The organism is Acinetobacter sp. P37 (assembly GCF_057480965.1).
In genome coordinates, this window is the sequence record NZ_JBLIYY010000001.1 from 158,670 (window position 1) to 182,721 (window position 24,052).

The window sequence follows — 24,052 nt, forward strand, 5'->3', positions numbered from 1 at the left end:
TTTTATGACACAGACTATTAGAACCCCTCGCCTTATCCTCCGCCAATGGCAAGACTCCGACACTGCCCCATTTATCCAAATGTGTGCAAATGACAACGTCATGCGCTATTTCCCTAACAAACTTTATGCTAATGAAGCCACCGTATTCATGAAACGCTTAAAAGATGCAATCGAAACACGCGGTTGGGGTTTATATGCAGTCGAGCTTAAAGCCACAGGCGAATTTATTGGCTTTATCGGCTTACACGTACATCCACCCGAGTTCGAAATAGCTGATGCCCCTGAACTTGGTTGGCGCTTACTGCCGCAATATTGGCATCAAGGCTATGCCACCGAAGGTGCGAAAGCAGTTCTCAAACATGCTTTTCGAAATCTAAGACTTGAGAAAGTCATTTCATTTACAGCGTGTCTAAATAAACCATCCGAACATGTTATGCAAAAAATTGGTATGCAAAAAGTCCGTGAATTTAATCATCCACGTGTACCAGCTGCACACCCACTAAACCGTCACGTGCTTTATGAAATACAGCGTAGTGATTACTTGCACATTCCATTTTGCTAATTCAATAATTATTCACGGCAAAACTAAAGTACATTAACTCTGCCAAACAGTGGCTATAGATGATGTTAAAAAGCTTAATTTTAGTTACTGCAGCATTTCGCATAAGAAAGCTAAATCATTCATTGAATCATATACCCCCCGCTAAGTGCGGGGTTAAGAAAAAATATCAATATCGATCACTGGCAATTAAAACATCTTGAGGTGTAAGCTGAAGCAACTGCAAACCTGTCTAAGCATGCTTAATCAAAATGGCATACATAATCGACAACATCGGTATATTGCACTTTTAAAATTGAATCTTGAGGAACAATAAAGCTTTCGCCAGACATATATTCTACAAACTCTCCCTGCTCCCCAATTTGCACAACACACTGCCCCGATGTGATTTCAACACGTTCTTTCACATGCAGCTCAAACGTTATAGGTTATTCTGATGACAAAAATACACCAATGGTTTTTTGGCTACCATCTTCCACTTTTAAAACATGGCTCACCGATCTACCGCCATAATGTACTGTAGGCTTTTTACAATTGAGACGAAATCAAACTGATTTAACATAGCGTGCCGCACATAGCAATTTATTATGATCAATTATAAAGCAGCTTATATTAAACAATGTAGCGGATTCAATCTTCCTCAGATTTAGATCTAAGATTTTGAAAAACCATGAATCAGAGTTGAACTGTAAATGTATCAATAAAGATTTCAATGCAGATTAGATTGGAGCACTTCGTTATTTTCACATATGAATGTTACAAATTTTGTGTATGACAGGACTTATTTCATTTTTATCATTTTTTCAGCAATACATTTTAAAATTTGTTATATAGACCTAAACTTATATATATGATGTACTGAAATAGTTTAATTATAAATAATATATTGTTTTTACTTATTAAATTATTTAATTAAACATATTCCATATACAATTTTGGTGCTAAGCATAACTTTTTAAATCACTATATTGAATAATAAAAAATTGATATGATGCCTAGCGAAATATAGAGATTTGCTTTATTAAATCTTTTGTTTACAGCAGCTTGCAATGGCTATCTTTTCCCATTTGGAAATAGACTCAGATCTAATTGTATAAGTCTGTGTAGCATTTTAAATTATTAAGCATCTATCAGCCTGTCTGATAAAAGACTTAAGTAAATCTCTCCATAATATGATTTGTGAATTTATTAATTTTATAAATTTACTCGGGTGAATATATGAAAAAGCTCCTAGGATTAGTTCTCGGTTTATCTGTTGGCCTTTCAGGCTGTGGTAAACAAGAAGCTCCTGCAACTGACGCCGCACAACAAAAAGACACTACAGAAGTGCAAACTGTTACCATGGCTTCGACTGGTTCAGATGCTGATATTTGGCGCTATATTGCTACGCTTCCTGAAACCAAAGAAGCTGGCATTAAACTTGAAGTGAAAAACTTTACTGACTATGTGTCTATGAACACTGCTGTAGCGAACAAAGAAATTGATGTTAATGCATTCCAGTCATATGCCTATATGGTTGCGTTTAATGACAACAATAAAGATAAAATCGCACCGCTTTCGACTACTTATTTAGAGCCAATGGGTATCTATTCAAGCAAAGTCAAAAAACTTGAAGAGTTCAAAACAGGTGCAACAATCGCGATTCCAAATGATGGCGCAAACGAATCACGTGCATTGTTACTACTTCAATCTGCTGGCTTAATCAAACTTAAAGCTGATTTTGACGATGTAAAAGGTACACCTGCTGACGTAACTGAAAATGCGAAGAAAATCGTAATCAAACCAATTCAAATGGCGACTGCGGTTCGTGTTAAAGACGAAGTTGATGCGATTGTTTTGGGTAATACCCTTGCGATGGAAGGTGGTTTAAACGTACTGAAAGATGCGGTTTACTATGAGCCAATCGACCAAAGTACAAAAATGAACGTGAACATTCTTGCTGTTGCTGCTGACCGTCAAAATGACCCAGTTCTACAAAAAGTAGGCGCGCTTTATCACACTCCAGCAGTTAAAGCTTACATCGATGAACATTTTGGTGGTACTAAAATTGATGTAAACAAACCAACTAGCTACCTCACTGAAGCAAAATAGTAATATAATTTCTTCAAATAAACAGGCAAAGTTTACTTTGCCTGTTTTTTCATTTTTGAACCCTTTTTTGACGCTATGATCCAATTTAAAAATATCTCCAAGCATTTTGAGCTAAAAGGCCAAACCGTTACAGCACTGGATCAGATTAATCTGGACATTCCAGATGGCTGTATTTTCGGTCTAATTGGCTACAGTGGTGCAGGCAAAAGTACCTTAATCCGTTTAATTAATTTGCTAGAACGTCCTAGTGAAGGGCAAATTATTATTCATGATAAAGACTTTACTGCTTTAAATTCGGCAGAGCTACGTCAAGAAAGAACCAATATTGGCATGATCTTCCAGCACTTCAATTTACTGCAAACCAAAACTGTTGCAGAAAATATTGAAATGCCGCTTAAACTTTTAGGTGTTTCTAAAGCTGAACGCCATAAACGTTTAGAAGAGTTGCTCGAATTTATTGACTTAAAACATAAGAAAAATGCCTATCCAGATGAGCTCTCTGGTGGTCAAAAACAACGTGTCGGGATTGCCCGTGCGCTTGCCAATCATCCTAAAATTTTACTGTGTGATGAAGCAACATCAGCTCTCGATCCGCAAACTACCAAATCGGTATTGGCGTTATTAAAGAAAATCAATCAAGAACAAGGCATTACTATTGTGATGGTCACCCATGAAATGGATGTGATTGAATCTGTTTGTGATTATGTTGCGGTGATGGAACAAGGGAAAATCATCGAACACGGCTCAACCTTAGAGATTTTTAGTCAGCCAAAACACAATACAACCAAAAACTTTATTCAAACTGTATTGCAGCAACAGCTTCCTGTTAATATTTTAAATAATCTAGAAAATCAAAACCATAACAGTATTTATTGTTTAAAATTTCTGGGCAGTTCGGCACAGGAAACCGTCATTCAAGCGGTAATTAAACAGTTTGATATTAGCCTGAATATTTTGTTTGCCAATATGACTGAAATTAATGGTGCGGTGATTGGACAAATGTTCGTTCAGCTATTAGGTGATGCAGCATTGATTCAACAAGCGGTGGCGTTCTTAGAACAACATGGCGTTGAAGTCACTCAAGCAGGAGTTCAGCAATGAGAGATTTAATTGTTCAATGGCTGACTCAAATTACAGCACCCTTTTGGAAAAGTTCTTTGTCTATGGATCAGTTCGTCACTGCCCTACAAGAAACTTTTCACATGGTGTTCTTTGCCATGCTCTTTGGCTGTATTTGGGGTTTTATCCAGGCCGTGATTTTATATGTCTCACGTCCACAAGGCATTTTGCCTAACCGTGTCATCTACCATGGTTTGAACCCGATTGTGAATGCGCTGCGTTCATTGCCATTTATTATCCTCCTGATTGCGGTCATCCCTTTGACCAAAGTCATTGTGGGTACTTCAATTGGTACTTGGGCTGCAATTGTTCCTCTCACAATCTATGTTGGTCCTTACATTGGTCGTTTGATTGAAACTTCGTTGCTTGAAGTGAATGACGGCATCATTGAGTCTGCTCAAGCGATGGGTGCATCTCCGCTGCAAATCATTACTAAATTTGTCCTACCAGAGTCTCGTAGCTCTTTAATTTTAAACTTAACGACTGCAACCATTAGCTTAATTGGTGCAACAGCCATGGCGGGTGCAGTAGGTGCAGGCGGTATCGGTGATCTTGCCATTTCTTATGGTTATCAACGTTTTGATAGTAGCGTGGTCATCATGACCGTCATTGTATTGTTGATTTTAGTACAAATTGTTCAAAGTCTGGGGGACTGGTTATCAAAACTGCGCTAAGCCTGCATAATTCATATATTTAAGCTCTCCTCGGAGGGCTTTTTAGTGTTTAAAATTTAGTTTTTAATGCAGAACTAAAACCAAGATTTCTTTGACCCTAAATTACTTTGACGGCAAATTAGCAACACCATAAAATTTAAAATATAACCTTCAATATTACGTTTCCAAAAACTTGAATTACGACAAAACATCAAAAGAACAGGATTTTATATTCCCCATGGAAACTACACTGCCAGCACAAATTTTCCGCTTAACTTTTTTCACAACTGAGATATTGATCACTTCAGCAGCATCTGCATCCATTGCTGATTATGACTATGTCACTAGTATTAAGGTAAATGATGTTGACTTAGCCTTACCCTTGCCTGCATCAAAAGCAAATGCATTAATCAGCAAAAATCCAGTAAAGCTTAAATATGAATATTCAGAATGTACCGGCAATACTGAATTTCATGTCACATCAAAAGGTAAATTTCTAAAATTTGAAATTTATGCAGAGGACAATCCTCAAGTTAAGAATGATTCATTCTATAAAAATAAAAGCAGCTTCGCCCAACTTGGACAGACCAAAGGGGATGTTTGGATGGAATGGCATAAATCCACTCAAATACGCGATAAAATTCAAATTGGGTCAAAACATCTGACAAGCCAATATAACTATCAACAATTTGTAAAAGACTTTCCCAAAAGTGCAAAATTAGCCAATCCAAATGAAGTTGCATATGTGATTTTACTCTCACCGACTCATGCAAAATCCGTACTGAAAGAGCCGCATAACTATGATTTACCCTATATTGGCAATCTAGCCTTCAACTTTAAAAATGGCAAATTACCTGCCTTTTCAGTGAATCAAGGTATTGCTTGCTAAATGGTGCTTGTCATACAGCGTTTATTGCTTAAACAGTGAATTTATAAATCTGCATAAAGCCATGCAATAAACGCAAGTTTGATCTCAGAGCATGCTAAAATCATCAGCTGTTTTCGCAGGGACTCATCTATGCACTTTGTACATCTTGGTATTTTTACAGAATTTTCCATTACTGAATCTATTGTACGTATACCTGATCTTGTAAAAGCTGCAGCTGCAGATGAAATGCCCGCTCTGGCCATTACTGACCTTTCAAATCTACATGCTGCTGTAAAATTCTATAAAAAGTGCTTAGATAAAGGCATTAAACCCATATTTGGTTCAACCATTCGTTTGAATGATGCTGAACACAAAGCTACTCTTCTAGCGATGACCAATAAAGGTTGGCGCAGTCTAACAGAGTTGGTTTCTGAAGGTTATATTTCAGGTCAACAGCTTGATATTCCTTGCGTAAAAAAAGATTGGATTTTAAATCAACACCAAGACTTGATTGTTTTACTGGGTATGCAAAGTGATGTCGGCAAAATGCTTTGCTCTTCTAACCCGCAAAAAGCTGAACCCCTGTTAGCTGAATGGGTCGAAAAATTTGGCAATCGTGTTTATCTAGCGATTACACGAACTGAGCGCTCGGGTGAAGAAGACTTTATTCACGAAGCAGTAAAACTTGCGAAGAAATTTAACATTGGTGTGGTTGCTCATAACGATGTGCATTTTATACGTAAAGAAGATTTCGAGGCACATGAAGCACGCGTTTGTATTGCCGATGGCTATGTCCTCGGTGACAATCGTCGCCCTAAAAATTACAGTCCTGAACAGTATTTTAAAACTGCTGAGGAAATGACGGAGCTGTTTGCAGACATTCCAACGGCTATAGAAAATACCTATCACATTGCGCGACGCTGTAATGTGTCATTACGTTTAGGCTTCCATGACCTTCCCGATTATCCAATTCCTGAAGGCCATACAATTGACACCTATTTTGAACATTTATCGAAAGAAGGTTTAGAAGAACGTTTAGCGCATTTGTACCCTGTCGAACAACGTGGTGACGACTGGCCAGAAATTCGTAAGCCTTATGATGAACGTTTGGCTTATGAAGTCGGGATCATCCTGACCATGCAATTCCCAGGTTACTTCCTGATTGTCATGGACTTTATTCAATGGTCTAAAGGTAATGGCGTCCCTGTTGGTCCAGGCCGTGGTTCGGGTGCAGGTTCCTTGGTTGCCTATAGTTTAAAAATTACTGACCTAGACCCACTGCGTTATGACCTACTGTTCGAACGTTTCTTAAACCCTGAACGTGTATCAATGCCCGACTTTGACGTCGATTTCTGTATTGCAGGTCGTGACCGTGTTATTGACTATGTTGCACGCACTTATGGTCGAGATGCGGTCTCTCAGATTGCAACTTTCGGTACCATGGCGGCAAAAGGTGCAATTCGTGACGTAGCCCGTGTCTTGGGTAAATCTTATGGTTTGGCTGACCGTATTTCTAAAATGATTCCGACCAAGCCTTTAGGTTTAAGTTTGGAAGAATCCATTGAGGCCGAACCACAACTCAAAGACATTGTCACTAATCCATCTAACCCAGATAACGACGATGCAGCCGAAATTTGGGAAATGGCACTCAAACTTGAAGGCATTACCCGTAACACAGGTAAACATGCCGGTGGTGTGGTTATTGCACCAACTAAGTTAACTGACTATTCGGCTGTCCTATGTGATGCAGATGGAACTAACCGTGTAGCCCAATTCGATAAAGACGATGTGGAAGCTGCAGGTCTAGTTAAATTCGACTTCTTGGGCTTACGTAACTTAACGGTAATTGAAGATGCCATTAAGCACATTAATGCCCGTCCAGATATCACTACACCTGTCGACATTTCCTTGATTCCTTTGGATGACAAACCTGCCTATGCTGTGTTCGCAGATGCAAATACCACAGCGGTCTTCCAGTTTGAATCCGTCGGCATGAAAAAAATGCTGAAAGAGGCACGTCCAAGTAAGTTCGAAGAAATTATTGCTTTCGTGTCTTTATATCGTCCAGGCCCGATGGATCTGATTCCTGACTTTATTTACCGTATGCATGGTGGCGAGTTTGAATACTTACATCCATTACTAGAAAGTGTCCTTGAACCGACATACGGCATTATGGTGTATCAGGAACAGGTAATGCAGGCAGCGCAGTTCTGTGCTGGCTATAGCTTGGGTGGCGCGGATTTACTTCGTCGTGCCATGGGTAAAAAGAAAGTCGAAGAAATGATTAAGCACCGTCAGATCTTTACTGAAGGTGCTGCAACCAAAGGTATTGATGCAGATACGGCCAACCATATCTTCGATTATATGGAAAAATTCGCAGGCTATGGTTTTAACAAATCCCATGCCGCAGCCTACGCCCTTGTTGCATATCAAACCGCTTGGTTAAAAGCACATTTCCCTGCTGAATTTATGTCAGCAGTGATGACCTCGGAAATGCAGAATACCGATAACGTGGTGTTCTTGATCGATGACTGTCGTATTAATGGTCTTGAAGTCTTGCCACCTTCGGTCAATATGTCTTTATATAATTTCCATGCCAGCGATCCAAAAACCATCGTATATGGTTTAGGTGCGATCAAGGGTGTCGGTGAAGCTGCCATGCAGTCTGTGATTGACTCACGTATCCAAGATGGCCCATATAAAGATTTGTTTGACTTCTGTCATCGTATTGACCTAAAAAAAATCAATAAGCGCACGCTTGAAGCATTGATTCGTGGTGGCGCATTGGATTGTTTAGGATTAGAACGCGCTGACTTGATGGCGCAATTGCCAGAAGCTGTACAAGCGGCTGACCAAGCCCGTACAAACCGCGAAACAGGGATGATGGATTTATTTGGTGAAGTTGAAGAAGTTCAACGTAAACCTTCTAAACCTGTTAAACCGTGGTCAGATGAAGTTCGTCTTAAAGGTGAAAAAGATACTCTTGGGCTTTATCTAACAGGTCATCCGATCGATGTGTATCGATCAGAGCTAAAAGCCTTTATTTCACAGCGCATTAATGAGCTTACGCCTACACGACGTGGTGTCACTACAGTATTTGCAGGCCTAGTCGTCGATATTGCCAACTTCCCGAACCGCATGATGGTGACGCTCGATGATGGTACTGCACGTATAGAAGTGTCTGCGAATCACGAACGTTTTAACCGCTTCAAAGATGTGATTCAAAACGAAAAAGTGGTGGTCATTGAAGGTGAAATTTACGAACGTGAAGGTTTTGATCGGCCAATGGGTCGCTTAACTAAAGCCTTCAGTTTGAATGAAATCCGTCAAAAACGTGCCAATGCCATTCAAATTAAATTAACACCTGAACATTTTAGTAAAACGCTATCACGCGACATCCAAAATATTTTACTGCCTTTTTGCAATGTCGATATGTGTACGCATATCCCTGTGCAGTTATATATTGACTATCCATATGCGACGGCTGACATTCATTTGGGCTTAAACTGGAAAGTTGCCCCACTAGATGAATTACTGTCTAAGCTGCGTGACTACTTCGGTAAAGAATCTTTGCATGTCGAATATCATGTCAAATCCAAAGCTGCCAAAGCGGTAAGTTATGAACAAGCCTCTATTCCTGCGCAGGTTCCGCCACCGCCAGATGGGATGAGCATGGATGATGCCATGGATTTATACCAAGCAGAAGCCAATCAATTTTCTTAAAGTTTAAACGCTGTTTGAACTGCTTTTTTAAATAAACATATTGGAAATATCATGAATCAAACTGACAATGCTGCGGTTTCAGCACATCTCTCCCATGTGCGTATTGTCATGGTGAACACAACATTACCCGCAAATATTGGTAGTGCATTACGTGCCATGAAAACCATGGGACTTTCAAAGTTAGTCTTAGTTGCACCGAAGACTTACCCGCATCCGGACATTAATGCCTTAGCTGCCGGTGCTGTCGATTTAATTGATCAAATTGATATCGTTGAATCACTAGAAGATGCCATTAAAGATTGTCATATTGTCTTTGGTACTAGTGCGCGTAGTCGTACCATCCCATGGCCATTACTTGACGCTCGCCCTGCTGCCGAAATGTCTCTCAAAGCGGTCTGCGAACAACAACAAGAAATTGCCGTAGTATTTGGCCGTGAAGACCGTGGTTTGACCAATGAAGAATTGGCAATGGCCAACTACCATGTCACTATTCCAGTGAATACTGAATATGGCGTCTTAAACGTTGCCCAAGCGATTCAAGTCATTTGCTATGAAATGCGCATGGCCGCCCTTGCACATACTGAGTTAACTGCAAATCCTGATGCCAATATGCATGTTACCGATGACATCGATATGGAATGGGATGAACCTTTGGTGACCCATGAAATGATGGAACAGTTCTACCCGCATATTGAAAAAATGCTGGCAGAGATTGAATTTATGGATCCAAAAAATCCAAGATTATTACCTTTACGCTTGCGTCGCCTATTTGGACGTATACAATTAGATCGTATGGAATACCACTTATTACGTGGCATCTTTAGCCGAGTACAGGCTTTAAATAACGGAACATGGAAAAAATCTACAGACAATGAGGATCAATCTAATGCTTAAGCAGCTCAAAGAAGATATACAGGCTGTATTCGCGCGCGATCCTGCTGCACGAAATACGCTCGAAGTCTTAACGACTTATCCAGGAATTCATGCCTTAATCATGCATCGTATGGCACATGAACTTTGGAAAAAAGAGTGTAAAGGCTCAGCTCGTCTATTGTCTTCTTTTAGCCGCTTTGCCACAGGCATTGAGATTCATCCGGGTGCGAAAATCGGTCGTCGTTTCTTCATTGACCATGGTATGGGTGTGGTGATTGGTGAAACAGCTGAAATTGGTGATGATGTCACCCTCTACCATGGTGTGACCTTAGGTGGCACGACTTGGAACAAAGGCAAACGTCACCCAACTTTGGAAGATGGTGTAGTGGTTGGCGCTGGTGCAAAGATCTTGGGCCCATTTACGGTGGGTAAAAATGCCAAAGTCGGTTCAAATGCCGTCGTGACTAAAGAAGTTCCTGCAAATACTACTGCTGTGGGCAATCCAGCACGCTTTATCACCAAAGATAGACCAAAAGATGAAGCGGAAACCCGTCGTCGCGATTATGCAGAAAGTATTGGTTTCCAACCGTATGCTGCAACACAAGACCAAACTGACCCAATGTTAGAAGGTATGCGTGTATTGTTAGATCGTATTCAGCACAATGAAAAACGTATGAATAATTTGTGTCAGCGTTTGTCTCTCCTTGACCCAACGTTCAAAAAGCAACAGCTTAATGAACAACCTTTTAGTCAGGAAGAACTTAAAATCATTGAAGATGTGCGCCGCGAATGCGAAGCTCAAAGTAGTCAATCTAAAGCTTAACCAAAAGCAATCAGAATAAATTGCCTTTAACTTGCATGTTGTTCAGAGTTTTTTTAGACTGACCAACATGCTTTTTTTATAAAATAAATTTAATGGATGAATAATATGACGCTTAAGCCCTTGGCAGTTGCTTGTATTGCTTTAACCCTTGCCGCTTGTGGAAGCGCCCCAACTAAAAATAATGCTCCTAAAGATGCCATGATTTTTGTAGAGCCTGAACTGACTCCACCTTTCTACGCACTCAACCCATTTAACTACGATGCACCACCTCCTTTTGAATTAAATTTACAAAAAGCTGCAGCACAGCCTGTGACTAAGATGGTGGTAACTAGCCCAACCGACCCATCTAAGCAATTAACCCTTGAAGAAAACCGCCTGATTATCCCCACTGTTGACAGCAAAGAACGTTCGATGAAATTTGCTGCTTTAGCAGGTGACAATGAAATCGACATTACTGAAATTGATGATTTCTTACAGCTTGTTGAAGGTAAAGCACGTCACTATCCACCACGTTTTGTTCAACGCCAAGAACGCAAAGGGTTTGAGCTTAAACTCAAGGAAGTTACGCAAAAATTAGATACGCTTGCGTCTAAAGACAACGCCTCTTTTGATATTTTAGTTCGTGCATTTAAAGCCAGTGTGATGGCACGTAACCTTGATTTGGGTTCTGTGTACACAACTAAATCATTAACTTACGCACAACGTATTTTAAAAATCAACCAAGATGATGCAGAAGCAAACTTCTGGTTCGGTTTTGGTTTATCTGAAGGTGGTGGTCAACGTGAAGCGATTCCATACTTAGACAAAGCAATGAAAGCCGGTGTTCAAGAAGCGTATCTTTCTGCAGCAAATAACTATATTGCCATGGAACAAAAAAAGAACGCCATTCAGGTTTTAAAGAACTATAAAGTTAAATATCCACAAGAAGCAGAAGTTGCTGATCGTTTAATTCAAGAAATTGAAAAGCAAGGTCGCTGGAATGTTTGGCAAGTTTTAAATCCACCTAAAGCTGCGTCTTAAATCAGACGATTTAGAAAATTCTTTTGAAAAAAGACCGTTTTAACGGTCTTTTTTCATTTAAGGTGAATTGAAAATCCTGACAATTATCGTATGATTTGAAGATACCTAACCTTATGCGCGGCCTCTTTATGCAGCAAAATATTAAAAAAATACTGCTCCTTGGAATCATAAGTACAAGCGTACTGAGTGGATGTCAGGTCGTCAGTGTCAAAAATCAAAAACTCAATGTTTCGATTGCCAATGAACGTGAAAGTATTATTTCTCGAAATAAACTTAGCGAAGCCAGTTTAAATGTCTTGTCGATGACAGGTCGGGAAGCCAAAGCCTGCACAGAAGACCCGAAAGCCTGTGTTGATGAGTTACAACAAATTCCTCAGATTCAAGATGAACAATTACTTTCTACAGCAAGTGAATTATATTTAGCTAAAGCTATAGAATATGAATCTTCTTCAGCCTGCAAGTTAGGTGTGCTCAGTAGTCACAAATCTGAAGAAAAACAAAAAATTGAACAAGACACTTATAATAAGTGTTTAGATCAACAATTGATACTTCTCGATAAAAGTATTCGCTATAGCTATGCGTACATGTTTAAAACCAAACGTGCGCCTGCTGATCGTATTTTTGATAACCGTCAAGTTCAAATCCGTGATTTCTATAATCAAGGGATTGCCAAATTGGTTAGCAGCTATGCACTACGTTATAAGCCGCAAGAAGTCACCCAACAGATTAAAGTCGGACAAACCACCTATCACATAGACTTCAGCCACTACCTAGAACTCAAAAATCGTAAAATTGAACAATTGATGTCAACCTATAACCTCAACTTCTCAGGTTTACGTTCAATTACCCGTCGAGATGGTTTTGGCTCCGAATTTCTTGTGGTTTTACCCGAAGAACATACGATTGAAACAGGCAAAGCCAAATATATTATCAACCCGATTGATTTTAAATATCCGTCTGGTTCAAATCCTAATATCCATCAAGCGCGCTATTTAGCTGCAACCTTAACGGCTGAACCACTAAGCGCTGCAACTACAGTTGATCAAATTTTGAATCAACATGAGTTTCAAATTAAAGCTTACGACCCGTATAAGTATGAACAGGTCAATATTGCCAATAAAAACTATGCGCTTGCTGCCAATTTTTCTGCTCCATATGGTCTTTGGTTAGCACAAAATAACTTGGGTAAGGCAGCTTATTTATCACTGATTGACCGAGATGAAAAACTGACGATGCCGCATCTCTACATGCTTGAACCATATAATCCTGACAAGAAAGTTATCGTCTTGGTACATGGTCTTGCTAGCAGCCCTGAAGCATGGATTCGTCTGACTAACGATATTATGGGCGATTCAGTGCTACGTGAACATTATCAAGTGTGGCAAGTCTTCTATTCAACGAATATGCCGATTATTGAAAGCCGCTTCCAAATTTATTCCATTTTGACTCAGACCTTTAGCAAAGTAGACGCCAATGCCGCAGCTAAAAAAGATGCTGTTCTAGTCGGTCATAGTATGGGCGGCATTATTGCACGACTACTGGTCAGCCAAGCCGATACCACGCAAGCAGCTTTGAAAATGATGAATTCACGTCAATTAAATCAGTACCGAAATATTCCAGTCGTGAAGCAGCGTATGGTGATTGAAGATATTCCAAATTTCAGCCGTGCAATTTTTTTAGCTGCACCTCATCGCGGTACAGAATATGCAGATCGCTGGTTTACCAAAGCCGCTCGAAAAATTATTAAACTCCCAGGAGCTTTTTTATCGGCCATGGGTGATGTGTTAACTCAAGAAGAAGACCTGAAAGATTTATTTCGTGAAATTGACCATGGCTTGATCCAAAATGGACCAAGTGACTTAAGTCATCAATCAAAATTTATCGCGCTCACTGAAGATATTCAGCCGCGTAAGGGTTTGAAGTTTCATTCAATTATGGGAAATAACACCAACAGTCAAGATAAAAATATTATGACGGATGATATCGTACCATACACTAGTGCTCATCTAGAGGGTGCTGTTTCAGAAAAAATCATTAAAGGGAGTCATTCGATTCAAGAAACCCCTGAAGCTGTACTCGAACTACGCCGTATATTACGTTTGCATTTGATTGAACTTGGCCTCTATAAACCATAAGGCAATACAGCATTTAAATCGATCTACATATTTTAAAACCGATCTCAGGATCGGTTTTTTTTATTTCTGCATTTACTTGAATATGCCATTATTCAGGTAATTACTATATAAGCTTTTTTTTAATTATTTTAAAACTCAAAGGCACTCGTTAAACTTTACATAAACCTTATATTGGAGATAAATTATTGTAAAAATAAAGAAAAAATATTATGCCCATTTCCTAATTTTTTATGAGCATATCGAATTATGAAATTTTAAGGCTTTAAGTCACTTCTTCTGTGAAATTAAGGGTCTAATCATAACTATATAAAATTAAGTATATTTTACGTCAAGTTTATAATCCATTTATCAACCGCTCTACCGCGATGAAGCGGCGAAAAAATTTTGTTTTCGCGGAATCATTATTTTTCTCCTGTATGCCCTGTCATGTACGGGGATTTATCAAGTGATTCCATAACGCAGTTTTGTAGATTCCTCTGTATATTTGGGTAGTGTTTATCACTCTGATCGCATGGGATTTTTCTTTTTTTCCGCATTAACCCCTTATTTTAATGTTTATACTTGTCTAGGCTCGATGTGCGCTGTTGCGATCATATTTATCATCTTTACTATGATTTGTAATGATCACAATGATGCGCTATTACATGCAGCCATGAAGTATGCCGTGGTCATCATCTATGCCATTGTTGGTATGCGTTTTTATATTGCCATGGTTACGGGTTGGTAGAACATGACCACTGACTGTCGTCCATTATAAGGAGCTTTAGAATAGCTATGGCATTATGCCCTACGCCATCAACAGCCTTTAAGCATCATGGTGATCGATATCGAATTTTTGAAAATTAAACTGATCATTTAGGTCATCAGGCGGTTGACATCTGCCTGACCCAAATTGCAGAGGTTTTGTCTCAAATCACCAATCGAAATAGTGAGTTAGCTGCACACAATGGCAGCGAAGGTTTTTTACTCCTCTTTAGGGTGTTAACTGAAGCTGAAAATTGAACCTTTGGCAGCCGATTTATTACGCAGAATTTAATCACTCGAACTTCCACATCCAGCCAGCCATATGTCTAAATTTGTGAAGATTAGCATCGCTACGGAAACGATCCTTCCATCTAAACCTGATAAAATTCAGAAATTTATATAGGCTGCCGATCGTGCACTTTACCTTGCATAAGGTAGCGATCGCAACCAATATCGATTAGCTAAGGCTGAAGCATAGCCTAGCATTTGAGTCAGTCTAAGCTTTTTGAATTTATACTGAGATATTTTAGTGTTTTAAAGAATACTCAAGTCTGCTTTTTTTACATGCAGACAAACCTTTTCTGGCATTTTCCTACTACTTTTTTTGCTAGAATCAGCAACACGATTTGTTAACGTACACCTGTGGTTTTGAACGAAGAGACAATATAAATATAAGGACTTTTTTTAAATCCAATTTTCATCAAAACAGTGTTTTTCGTTTAGCAGCGCACAAATTTTTATTTTAAGGTATTTCGTTTCATGCAAGCTGATAATTCCAAAGTTGACCTTTCAACCCTGACTCCGATGATGCAACAGTACATGTCAGTCAAAATGCAAAATCCGCATTCACTGATGTTTTATCGGATGGGTGATTTTTATGAGCTCTTTTTTGAAGATGCGCATAAGGCAGCAAAACTTTTAGGAATTACACTAACACATCGTGGTAAAGCCAATGGTGAGCCTATTCCTATGGCGGGTGTCCCATACCATGCAGCTGAAGGCTATTTAGCCCGCCTTGTAAAAAAAGGGGAAACGGTGGTGATCTGCGAACAAATTGGTGAGGTAACTGGCAAAGGGCCGGTTGAGCGCGGCATTGTTCGTATCATTACACCGGGGACATTAACGGATGATGCACTAATTGCCTCTCATCAAAGTTCAAATTTAGTCGCGATCTGCTTACAACAAAATCAGATCGGGATTGCTTTACTAGACCTCAGTGCAGGTATTTTCAAAGTTCAGCAAATGGACTATCAGCTGGAACAATTAGCAATCGAACTTTCACGTTTAATGCCAAGCGAAATTTTGATTGATGAAGATCTTATTGATCCGAATATTGTCGAACAAATTAAACGTCAATTAGACTGCCCTGTCACTAAACGTCCAAACGTCGACTTCAATTTAAATAACGCACAAAAAACGCTGTGTGACCAATTTGCAGTTGCCACACTTTCAGGTTTTGGTATTGACCATTTACCTTTGGCGAAAGCTGCCGCAGCGGCTTTGATTCACTATGCAAAAGTGACTCAAAAAACTGCTTTACCACATATCCGCAGCATTCAACTCGAACAAAGTAGTGATTTTGTGGCGCTCGATCCCGTCACTCGTCGTAACTTAGAACTGATTGATCCCCTATTTGAACATGGTACCTCCCTGTTCCAACTAATCAATGATTGCCAAACTGCGATGGGTGGCCGTCTATTAAGTCGTACCTTAATGCAGCCTTTACGAGATACCGCTTTATTGGATGCACGTTTAGATGCATCACAAGCGATGCTGCAAGGCTATCATGAGTCTCCGATCCGCTTAGTTCTCAAAGAAATTGGTGATATTGAACGTGTGCTATCTCGTGTAGCTCTCGGTAGTGCTCGTCCACGAGACCTAGTTCAGTTACGTCAAACTTGTGCACAAATTCCCTATCTTCGACATGCACTTGAACCGATCATTCAGTCACACCAATCTAAGCTGATCGCTCAGTTAAATGATGAAATGGGTGATTTTCACGGCTTACATGAGCGTCTTATGTCTGCCATCGTAGAAAACCCGCCAGTGCTTTTACGTGATGGTAATGTGATTGCTGAGGGTTTCGACACTGAACTGGATGAACTGCGTAAAATTCGTGACCATGCAGGACAATTCCTCATCGATCTCGAAATCAAAGAGCGTGAACAAACCGGAATTTCAACCTTAAAAATTGGCTATAACCGTGTCAGTGGCTACTATATTGAACTAACACGCGCTCAAGCTGAGCAAGCACCTGATCATTATATTCGCCGCCAAACCCTTAAAAATGCGGAACGCTACATTACCCCTGAGCTGAAATCATTTGAAGATAAGGTGCTTTCAAGTGAGTCACGTGCATTAGCGCGCGAAAAAATGCTTTTTGAACTATTACTCGATGAATTACGTGCAGATATTGGCAACTTACAAATGATGAGCGCCGCTATAGCGCAAATTGATTTATTGGCCAATTTTGCCCATCAAGCGCGATTACGCAATTGGTCACGTCCTGAATATACCCCTGAAGTTGGGATCAAAATCAAAGCCGGACGTCACCCAGTTGTGGAATCTCTGAGCAAATCACCATTTACTCCAAATGATACCAGTTTGGACTTTAATCACCGTATGGCGATTATCACAGGGCCAAATATGGGCGGTAAATCGACCTTTATGCGCCAAACTGCCTTAATCAGTTTATTGGCCTACTGTGGTAGCTTTGTCCCTGCCCAATCTGCCATATTAGGGCCGATCGATCGGATATTTACCCGTATAGGATCTGCAGACGACTTGTCTACAGGCAAATCAACCTTCATGGTGGAAATGACTGAAACCTCACAGATTCTACATCATGCGACCAATCAATCATTGGTACTGATGGATGAAGTCGGACGTGGTACAAGTACCTATGATGGCTTATCTTTGGCGTGGGCATGTGTACTCGATCTCACGCGTCGTATTAAATGTTTATGCCTATTTGCAACGCATTATTTTGAACTCACCGAGTTAGGCAAAGACGCTAATATCGATAACTATCATGTAACTGCTCGTGAGCTAAATGGCAACTTGATCCTATTACATAAAGTCCAACAAGGCCCGGCGAGTCAAAGTCATGGTCTACAGGTGGCAAAGCTTGCGGGTATTCCCGCAGCAGTGATCAAAGAAGCGCAAAATCGACTTCGTATTTTAGAAACTCAGCAAAAACAGCAACTCAATACTGCTGTACAAACCGATCTATTCTCGGCACTCACAGAGCCCGAAGTCATTGAACGCGTGGTGGAAGTTGAAAAAACATCGCCCGTACTTGATGCCTTAGCAGATTTAGATGTAGATAACTTAAGTCCACGCGAAGCACTACAACAGCTTTACGCCTTAAAGGATTTACTTAAGATCTAAATTGAGCAGAAGCGATAGATGAGATATGCAAAGAACACCTATGAAGGTGTTCTTTGCATTGACTCCATTTAAATGTGTAAATTAGTAAATATTTGCTATCTACTACTGTGGCTATTCAGCAATAAATTGATAAAAAATTAATGTTGTTAAATGTTTCATGCTTAAAATACACATTAAAAATATTGTTCGATAAACAGATGTAATTTAATCAGTTTTTGAGTATGATTCTCATTCATTGTGAAATTTACATAAATTGTTCAGTTTTTAGTGATTTTAACAGCACTGCATATAATAATTATCAATAAAAGGAATTGTTAGTTACCCTATTTTTTGCCTAAAATACACCATTAGTTTATTAGAACCATATTTTTTAGGTAGCTGTCGCCATGACCTTTGTTGTCACTGAAAACTGTATTAAATGTAAATATCAAGACTGCGTAGAAGTTTGCCCTGTTGACTGTTTCTATGAAGGTCCAAACTTCCTTGTTATTAATCCAGATGAATGTATCGACTGTGCGCTATGTGAACCTGAGTGTCCAGCTAACGCGATTTTCTCTGAAGATGAGTTACCTGAAGGCCAAGAAGTATTTATCGAACTTAATACTGAACTTTCTCAAAAATGGCCGAACATCACTCAAATTGGTGATCAACCTGCCGACCGTGAAGAGTGGAACGGTAAAGCTGATAAATTACAATATCTTGAAAAGTAATTTTACGCTTTCATGAAAAGATCAGCACATGCTGATCTTTTTTTATACTTAAAGCACACATTTCATTGCAAATTATTCAAATTTTCTCAATCAAATTGGATTAAAATAGAACGAGTTTATAAATAATTGATTTCTATAATGAAGCATTTACTCAAGGGATTATTGTCCGTTGCAATATTCCCTCTTGTTTTCATTGGTTGTACAACTACACCACAAAAACAAGGTCACACTATTACAACTCCCGACGGTAAACGTATTTACATACCTCAAGAAAAAGTGACGACCATCAGACAAGCCCCGCCTAAAGTGGTGCCTTATGCATACAACTCATGGGTCGCGTCTGTTGATAATTTACGTCGCGTTCGAGACTATGAAGTCTTTTTAGAGAAAAATGGTGTAGGCAATATCATCCCTTCATTTGAGCTGATGCGTACTGCACGTGATTGGCAAAAATGTGGTCGCTCAGAATATATGGTGCCTAACCGTGAATTATGGCAAAACCAAATTGCAACCTTACGTGTCTTTAAATATTTAGTTGCGGCCAATATCTTAACGGACTTTGAAGTGACTTCGGTTTATCGTGATTTGCCTTTGAACCAATGTGCCGGTGGTGCAAGTTCATCTCGTCACCTATATAACTCGGCGATTGATTTCCGTATTGGACCTGCGTACCCGCAGCCCGAAGACTACAGTTATATTGAAAATACCAAGTTCCGTTTATGCCAATTTTGGTCACAACACGGGCAGAGTCTCAATATGGGATTAGGTTTATATGCCAGCGGACAAATTCATATTGATACTCAAGGCTACCGTACTTGGGGACCTGATCACTCAAGTCGCTCTTCAATGTGTAATTACTAAAACATTACATCGTCATATCAAGACCTCTTCGGAGGTCTTTTTTGTACATAAAATATTCAAATATAGAACAATAAATTGCGATGTTGGTGGAAAGGTTTAAAATGCTTGCATCAATCACGAGGTGCGACAACATGCAACAAATGTGGACAGACATTGATGCTTACATCGATTCACATTTAATTCCTGAAGATCCAATATTGACCCAAACACTTCAACATACGGATGAACGTGGCTTTCCTGATCATCTTGCTGTAGCGGCCAATCAAGGCATGCTGCTTCAAATGTTAATCCAAATGAACAAGTGTAAACGCGTTTTAGAACTTGGAACTTTTGCAGCCTATAGCACCATGTGGTTAGCACGTGCATTACCTGATGATGGTTACATTCTGACCATTGAAGGTCGTGATACACACGCGGCCCTCGGTCAAGAAAATATTGATAATGCAAAGCTTACACAAACGATTGAACTGAAATGTGGTCGTGCGGCAGATATTTTACGTGCCCTTCCTGAAGATACCGAACCTTTTGACTTTATTTTTGTCGATGCAGACAAACAGAGCTACCCTGAATATTTAGAATTAAGCTTAAATTTATCTCATTCAGGTACAGTGATTGTTTTAGACAATGTAATTCGTGCAGGCGAGATTCTGAACGCTGAAAACCACAAACCCAGCATTGAAGGTATCCGTGATATGTTCAAAGCCATGCAAAATCATCCGAAAATTTTATCTTGCACAGCACTTCAAACTGTTGGTTGCAAAGGTCATGATGGTTTTGCGATTGCAATCGTTAAATAATCTCAATCGAGGTGTTTTTTAAACACCTCGAATAAAGGTATAAAAAACAATCAATATAATATTTTATTTTAAAAACAATTACCTACAAATACTACACACAGAGTTATCCACAATTTTTGAGGATAACTCTGATTATTTTTAAATCAACAACTTATTATTTATTTACTCGTAATTGTCCGTCTATTAAATCAACTCTGTTCGTTTGCTCAACTTATTTTACAACCAACAATGGAACACTCGAATTTCTGAAAATACTGGTGGTGATACTGCCCAAGAAGAACTGATGGATTTTACTGTGGCTAAAAGCGCCAAGTACGATTAACTGAATGCCATGCTCTTGTTGATAGTCCAGAATATTTTCCGAAACATCGCCATAACGGTATTCCGTCACCACATCGAGACCGGCATTGGTTAAATAATTTTTTGGATCATCCAAGATTTGTGGGTGATCTCCAACATAAACCAAATGACATTGTAAGAGTTTGAGTAGATCACTTTGTGCCACACGTTTCATTAACTCAACGCATTTAGGCGAATATTCATAGGCAAAAATAAAGCGAGTCGGTGGTTTAAACGTTGGTCCTACGGTCATAACTGTACAACTTGCACCACGAATAAAGTTTTCAACATTACTACCGAGCGGCTTATTGCGCTCTGCTGAACGTTCACCTACCCGACCAATTAAAACAATATCGTCATCTTGCAAAATATTAAAACTTTGCTCTAAGAAGTCACCCTTTTCCTGAATATGGGTGGTTTGAATCCCATGCTTATCTTGGATCATTTCAGAAATGTGTTTGAGCAAGTTATTACTATAATCTAACGCTAAATCACTTTGTTTTTGTTCTAACTCCGCGAGTTCTTTTAAGAGCATGGCATTACTTTCAAATCCAATCACGCCACTGATTTCACCTAAGTGATAACTTGCCGGATAGTAATCAAGTATTTGTAGTAAAACCAACTCGCGGTGAGTTTGTTTAGCAACCCAAGCAGCAGCATCAGCTAGTGCATTAATGCATGGAGAAGAGTCGATACAGGCGATAACTCGTTTCATGATTAGCCCTCGTTTTATTATTGCTTGGCTATAAAATGTTGTTTGTTATTTTTAACTTATCACAACTCTGTTTCACTGTGCATGCAATTGTGTAAGCATAAAAAATATTTATGACGTATTTGGCGATTATTTATTCACGATATCGAATGAATTTTGCAGGATTTCCAGCAATGATTGCACGCGCTTCGACATTTTTCGTCACCATACTGTTCATACCGACTACAGCCTGCTCAGCAATGTGAATGCCATCCTTGATTCCAACATGCGCACCTAGCCAAACATCACGTTCTATCTCAATCCCTTGTGATCGTACAGCTTGTTGATAGATCGGTTGATTGACATCCATTCCATGATCAAAAGCATATAAATGGCAATACGCCGCCATACGGACTTGATTGTGAATTTTGATGCCCACGCGCCCACCATCTAAAATACAGTGATGATTGATCGCCACTTCATTACCAATTTCTATTGGGCCATGCAGGGTGCAATCCGCCGCAATAAAGCTGTTATCTCCAATAACAATCTTACGTCCCGGTTCGGCAAAAATATGAGCCAATGGCGATATAAAACAGTTTTCACCAATTTCAACGGTTTCCATCGATTTGAGATAGTCTTGATATTCCTGTTGCCAAGCTTCAGCCCAACCACGATTTTTTGGTTTGAGTGACCAATATAACCAAGGCATATAATTCAAACGATGCTTATGTTGCTCTCGATATTTCAATAATGGATCTATTTCATTCATCTTCAGCAGCCTCTACGATATACAGTTGTTCACGTCCGCGAGTTACATCTTGAATCTTGAACTGTAGCGGTTGGATTTGATGAATTTGCAATGCTGCAAGTACATTTACGCCCTGCGCTGTATAGTCTTCCTGAAATTCAATTTGCTGCTGATTGAGTTCATATTGGAAAATTGCCCATTCATTAAACTGACAACTAAATTGCACTTTTTTCTTCTCAATAAGTTCAATTTTTTCAGCTTGTAAAAGGCATTGACCTGCACAGCCACCATAGGCACGTACCAATCCCCCTGTCCCGAGCTTAATTCCGCCATACCAACGATTAACCAAGACCAACACGTTGGTTAGGTCATTCCCTTCTATGGTTGCTAGAATGGGCCGACCTGCTGTGCCTGAAGGCTCACCATCATCATTAAAACGTACGGTATGTCCAATTTTCCATGCCCAACACTGATGTGTTGTTGAGATATCTTTATGGGCTTCGAGAAATTCTTTAACGGCTTGTTCATTTTCCACAGGAACTGCGATGGCTTGAAAACGACTTTTTTTAATGTCTTCTTCATATTCAAACTGTGCGGCGAGTGTAAATGGCATAACGTCTTTAGATCCTGTATCAAAGGATATTATAGCGTTTTTTGAAAACTTACATCCACAAAAAAGCCTCCAATGCTGGAGGCTTGATTGGCACTGCGTTATTAACGTTCGCGAAGTGCTTCTTTGGCTTTATTGAATGGCTTGATTAAATATTCAAGTACAGTTTTCGAGCCTGTGCGGATATCAACTGTTGCCACCATACCCGGTGTAATACTAAAACTTTTACCTTCTTTATTGCTTAATTTATCACTATCTGTACGGATATAAACACGATAATAGAACTGATCTTGTTTCACTTCATCACGTAACGTATCTGGTGAAATGACGGTCACTTTACCTTTTAGACCACCATAGATCGAATAGTCATATGCCGTAATTTTAACTAAGGCTTCTTGACCCGGACGAATAAAAGCAATATCTCGCGGTGAAATACGTGCTTCTACCAAAAGCTGTTCATCCAAAGGTACAATAGTCATCAATTTACCATTTTGCGGAATCACACCGCCCAATGTCATCACATCAATCTCTTTGACCACACCACGAACTGGAGATTTAAAAACGGTACGGCTGAGTGTATCCGATTTGCCTTTCACCACTTGTTGCTGTGATTCAATATCCGTATTGGCTTTCGACAATTCTTCCCGTGATTTTACCAAATATTGGTTACGGACATCGTTTAACTGGTTTTGTAAGTCATTCGCTGAACGCTTTAAACGAAGTACTTCAACTTCACTTGCTGCACCCTTAGCAACTAAAGGTTCAGTCATGGCCAATTCTTGTTGAACCAATACCAAAGCTTGTTTTAAGCCGGCAACAGATTCTTCCAAGTTTGCACGACGTGAATGATATAAAGCTGTTTCTTCCTTCACTAAAGCTGGAATCTTTTGAACATCTTCAGGAAAGGTTAATGGTGTACCATTCACTTCTGCACGTAAACGTGCTGCTGTCGCACGTGATGCCACAAGTAAAGACTCGGTTTCACCAACATTTGATGCGAAGCGTGTTGGATCAAGTTGCGCAAGGACTTGACCTTGTTCAACAATTTGACCTTCCTTCACATTCAACTTGGTTAAAATCCCTCCCTCAAGCGACTGAACAATTTGTTCTTTCGAAGATGGAATCACTTTACCTGTCCCTGTAGAGACTTCTTCTAATTTAAACAACCAAGCCCAAACTAAAAGGATTGCCAGACCAATCGTAATAATCCAAATGATTAAACTCGATTTCGGTAATGGTGGCTCTTTAAAGCTGACTTTGGTCGAGCGTTGTATTTCTTGTTTATTTTCACTCAT

Annotated in this window: 18 protein-coding genes and 2 pseudogenes; 15 read left to right on the forward strand and 5 right to left on the reverse strand. The window is 39.6% G+C overall.

Annotated elements, in window-relative coordinates; translation table 11 throughout:
• Nucleotides 1–4: 4 nt before the first annotated feature.
• The gene (locus AC25JC_RS00875) at nucleotides 5–562 is read left to right on the forward strand and encodes a GNAT family N-acetyltransferase (RefSeq protein ID WP_249706413.1); all 558 of its coding nucleotides are present in this window, start codon (nucleotides 5–7) and stop codon (nucleotides 560–562) included.
• Between the two features lie 239 nt (nucleotides 563–801).
• Here AC25JC_RS00875 and AC25JC_RS00880 read toward each other — a convergent pair.
• A pseudogene (locus tag AC25JC_RS00880) lies at nucleotides 802–1,121 on the reverse strand (pyrimidine/purine nucleoside phosphorylase).
• Nucleotides 1,122–1,777: 656 nt separating this feature from the next.
• Between AC25JC_RS00880 and AC25JC_RS00885 the strand changes: the two are divergent.
• The 14 genes and pseudogenes from AC25JC_RS00885 (at nucleotide 1,778) to AC25JC_RS00950 (ending at nucleotide 20,366) form a co-directional block, all read left to right on the forward strand.
• Entirely contained in the window at nucleotides 1,778–2,650 is an 873-nt protein-coding gene (locus AC25JC_RS00885) for a MetQ/NlpA family ABC transporter substrate-binding protein (RefSeq protein WP_180084293.1), read from the forward strand.
• A gap of 75 nt (nucleotides 2,651–2,725) precedes the next feature.
• Complete coding sequence (locus tag AC25JC_RS00890; protein WP_180084292.1) at nucleotides 2,726–3,751, forward strand: methionine ABC transporter ATP-binding protein; 1,026 nt, start codon at nucleotides 2,726–2,728, stop codon at nucleotides 3,749–3,751.
• Nucleotides 3,748–4,443, forward strand: a complete 696-nt coding sequence (locus AC25JC_RS00895; RefSeq protein WP_078188742.1) for a methionine ABC transporter permease — start codon at nucleotides 3,748–3,750, stop codon at nucleotides 4,441–4,443. Before AC25JC_RS00890 ends, AC25JC_RS00895 begins: the two co-directional genes overlap by 4 nt.
• A gap of 172 nt (nucleotides 4,444–4,615) precedes the next feature.
• Nucleotides 4,616–5,311, forward strand: coding sequence for a hypothetical protein (locus tag AC25JC_RS00900; protein ID WP_486923280.1), 696 nt, complete (start codon nucleotides 4,616–4,618; stop codon nucleotides 5,309–5,311).
• Between the two features lie 129 nt (nucleotides 5,312–5,440).
• On the forward strand, nucleotides 5,441–9,013 hold the full coding sequence (gene dnaE / locus AC25JC_RS00905; protein WP_180084291.1) for a DNA polymerase III subunit alpha: 3,573 nt from the start codon (nucleotides 5,441–5,443) through the stop codon (nucleotides 9,011–9,013).
• A gap of 51 nt (nucleotides 9,014–9,064) precedes the next feature.
• Nucleotides 9,065–9,907, forward strand: a complete 843-nt coding sequence (locus AC25JC_RS00910; protein WP_486923281.1) for an RNA methyltransferase — start codon at nucleotides 9,065–9,067, stop codon at nucleotides 9,905–9,907.
• Nucleotides 9,900–10,709 (forward strand): serine O-acetyltransferase, encoded by an 810-nt coding sequence (gene cysE, locus AC25JC_RS00915; RefSeq protein WP_180123610.1) that lies wholly within the window; start codon nucleotides 9,900–9,902, stop codon nucleotides 10,707–10,709. The genes AC25JC_RS00910 and cysE overlap by 8 nt, the downstream gene beginning before the upstream one ends.
• A gap of 105 nt (nucleotides 10,710–10,814) precedes the next feature.
• Complete coding sequence (locus AC25JC_RS00920) at nucleotides 10,815–11,729, forward strand: ABUW_2363 family tetratricopeptide repeat lipoprotein (protein ID WP_078193555.1); 915 nt, start codon at nucleotides 10,815–10,817, stop codon at nucleotides 11,727–11,729.
• Nucleotides 11,730–11,857: 128 nt separating this feature from the next.
• Complete coding sequence (locus tag AC25JC_RS00925; RefSeq protein ID WP_486923347.1) at nucleotides 11,858–13,864, forward strand: esterase/lipase family protein; 2,007 nt, start codon at nucleotides 11,858–11,860, stop codon at nucleotides 13,862–13,864.
• A gap of 861 nt (nucleotides 13,865–14,725) precedes the next feature.
• A pseudogene (locus AC25JC_RS00930) lies at nucleotides 14,726–14,866 on the forward strand (hypothetical protein); the annotation flags it as partial.
• A gap of 501 nt (nucleotides 14,867–15,367) precedes the next feature.
• Nucleotides 15,368–17,998 carry a DNA mismatch repair protein MutS gene (gene mutS, locus AC25JC_RS00935; RefSeq protein ID WP_180129427.1) on the forward strand — a complete coding sequence of 877 codons (2,631 nt, stop codon included), beginning with the start codon at nucleotides 15,368–15,370 and terminating at the stop codon, nucleotides 17,996–17,998.
• Between the two features lie 386 nt (nucleotides 17,999–18,384).
• A complete protein-coding gene (gene fdxA, locus AC25JC_RS00940) occupies nucleotides 18,385–18,708 on the forward strand; it encodes a ferredoxin FdxA (protein WP_004651686.1) in 324 nt (107 codons plus the stop codon).
• A 138-nt stretch (nucleotides 18,709–18,846) separates the two neighbouring features.
• Complete coding sequence (locus AC25JC_RS00945) at nucleotides 18,847–19,569, forward strand: D-Ala-D-Ala carboxypeptidase family metallohydrolase (RefSeq protein ID WP_078188751.1); 723 nt, start codon at nucleotides 18,847–18,849, stop codon at nucleotides 19,567–19,569.
• Nucleotides 19,570–19,700: 131 nt separating this feature from the next.
• Nucleotides 19,701–20,366 carry an O-methyltransferase gene (locus tag AC25JC_RS00950; protein ID WP_180034771.1) on the forward strand — a complete coding sequence of 222 codons (666 nt, stop codon included), beginning with the start codon at nucleotides 19,701–19,703 and terminating at the stop codon, nucleotides 20,364–20,366.
• Nucleotides 20,367–20,577: 211 nt separating this feature from the next.
• Here AC25JC_RS00950 and AC25JC_RS00955 read toward each other — a convergent pair whose 3' ends face one another.
• From AC25JC_RS00955 to AC25JC_RS00970, 4 genes are all read right to left on the reverse strand, one after another.
• Nucleotides 20,578–21,420: a universal stress protein gene (locus AC25JC_RS00955; protein WP_078193559.1), complete on the reverse strand. Its 843-nt coding sequence runs from the start codon at nucleotides 21,418–21,420 to the stop codon at nucleotides 20,578–20,580.
• Between the two features lie 130 nt (nucleotides 21,421–21,550).
• A complete protein-coding gene (locus tag AC25JC_RS00960) occupies nucleotides 21,551–22,168 on the reverse strand; it encodes an acyltransferase (protein ID WP_180129428.1) in 618 nt (205 codons plus the stop codon).
• Entirely contained in the window at nucleotides 22,161–22,760 is a 600-nt protein-coding gene (locus tag AC25JC_RS00965) for an IMPACT family protein (RefSeq protein ID WP_486923282.1), read from the reverse strand. Before AC25JC_RS00965 ends, AC25JC_RS00960 begins: the two co-directional genes overlap by 8 nt.
• A gap of 101 nt (nucleotides 22,761–22,861) precedes the next feature.
• Entirely contained in the window at nucleotides 22,862–24,052 is a 1,191-nt protein-coding gene (locus AC25JC_RS00970; protein ID WP_078193562.1) for an HlyD family type I secretion periplasmic adaptor subunit, read from the reverse strand.

What these genes read in the sequence shown, in the direction of transcription:
- AC25JC_RS00875 (WP_249706413.1), top strand. Translation starts at nt 5, where the DNA reads ATGACACAGACTATTAGAACCCCTCGCCTTATCCTCCGCCAATGGCAA.
- AC25JC_RS00885 (WP_180084293.1), top strand. Translation starts at nt 1,778, where the DNA reads ATGAAAAAGCTCCTAGGATTAGTTCTCGGTTTATCTGTTGGCCTTTCA.
- AC25JC_RS00890 (WP_180084292.1), top strand. Translation starts at nt 2,726, where the DNA reads ATGATCCAATTTAAAAATATCTCCAAGCATTTTGAGCTAAAAGGCCAA.
- AC25JC_RS00895 (WP_078188742.1), top strand. Translation starts at nt 3,748, where the DNA reads ATGAGAGATTTAATTGTTCAATGGCTGACTCAAATTACAGCACCCTTT.
- dnaE (WP_180084291.1), top strand. Translation starts at nt 5,441, where the DNA reads ATGCACTTTGTACATCTTGGTATTTTTACAGAATTTTCCATTACTGAA.
- AC25JC_RS00910 (WP_486923281.1), top strand. Translation starts at nt 9,065, where the DNA reads ATGAATCAAACTGACAATGCTGCGGTTTCAGCACATCTCTCCCATGTG.
- cysE (WP_180123610.1), top strand. Translation starts at nt 9,900, where the DNA reads ATGCTTAAGCAGCTCAAAGAAGATATACAGGCTGTATTCGCGCGCGAT.
- AC25JC_RS00920 (WP_078193555.1), top strand. Translation starts at nt 10,815, where the DNA reads ATGACGCTTAAGCCCTTGGCAGTTGCTTGTATTGCTTTAACCCTTGCC.
- AC25JC_RS00925 (WP_486923347.1), top strand. Translation starts at nt 11,858, where the DNA reads ATGCAGCAAAATATTAAAAAAATACTGCTCCTTGGAATCATAAGTACA.
- mutS (WP_180129427.1), top strand. Translation starts at nt 15,368, where the DNA reads ATGCAAGCTGATAATTCCAAAGTTGACCTTTCAACCCTGACTCCGATG.
- fdxA (WP_004651686.1), top strand. Translation starts at nt 18,385, where the DNA reads ATGACCTTTGTTGTCACTGAAAACTGTATTAAATGTAAATATCAAGAC.
- AC25JC_RS00945 (WP_078188751.1), top strand. Translation starts at nt 18,847, where the DNA reads ATGAAGCATTTACTCAAGGGATTATTGTCCGTTGCAATATTCCCTCTT.
- AC25JC_RS00950 (WP_180034771.1), top strand. Translation starts at nt 19,701, where the DNA reads ATGCAACAAATGTGGACAGACATTGATGCTTACATCGATTCACATTTA.
- AC25JC_RS00955 (WP_078193559.1), bottom strand. Translation starts at nt 21,420, where the DNA reads ATGAAACGAGTTATCGCCTGTATCGACTCTTCTCCATGCATTAATGCA.
- AC25JC_RS00960 (WP_180129428.1), bottom strand. Translation starts at nt 22,168, where the DNA reads ATGAATGAAATAGATCCATTATTGAAATATCGAGAGCAACATAAGCAT.
- AC25JC_RS00965 (WP_486923282.1), bottom strand. Translation starts at nt 22,760, where the DNA reads ATGCCATTTACACTCGCCGCACAGTTTGAATATGAAGAAGACATTAAA.
- AC25JC_RS00970 (WP_078193562.1), bottom strand. Translation starts at nt 24,052, where the DNA reads ATGAGTGAAAATAAACAAGAAATACAACGCTCGACCAAAGTCAGCTTT.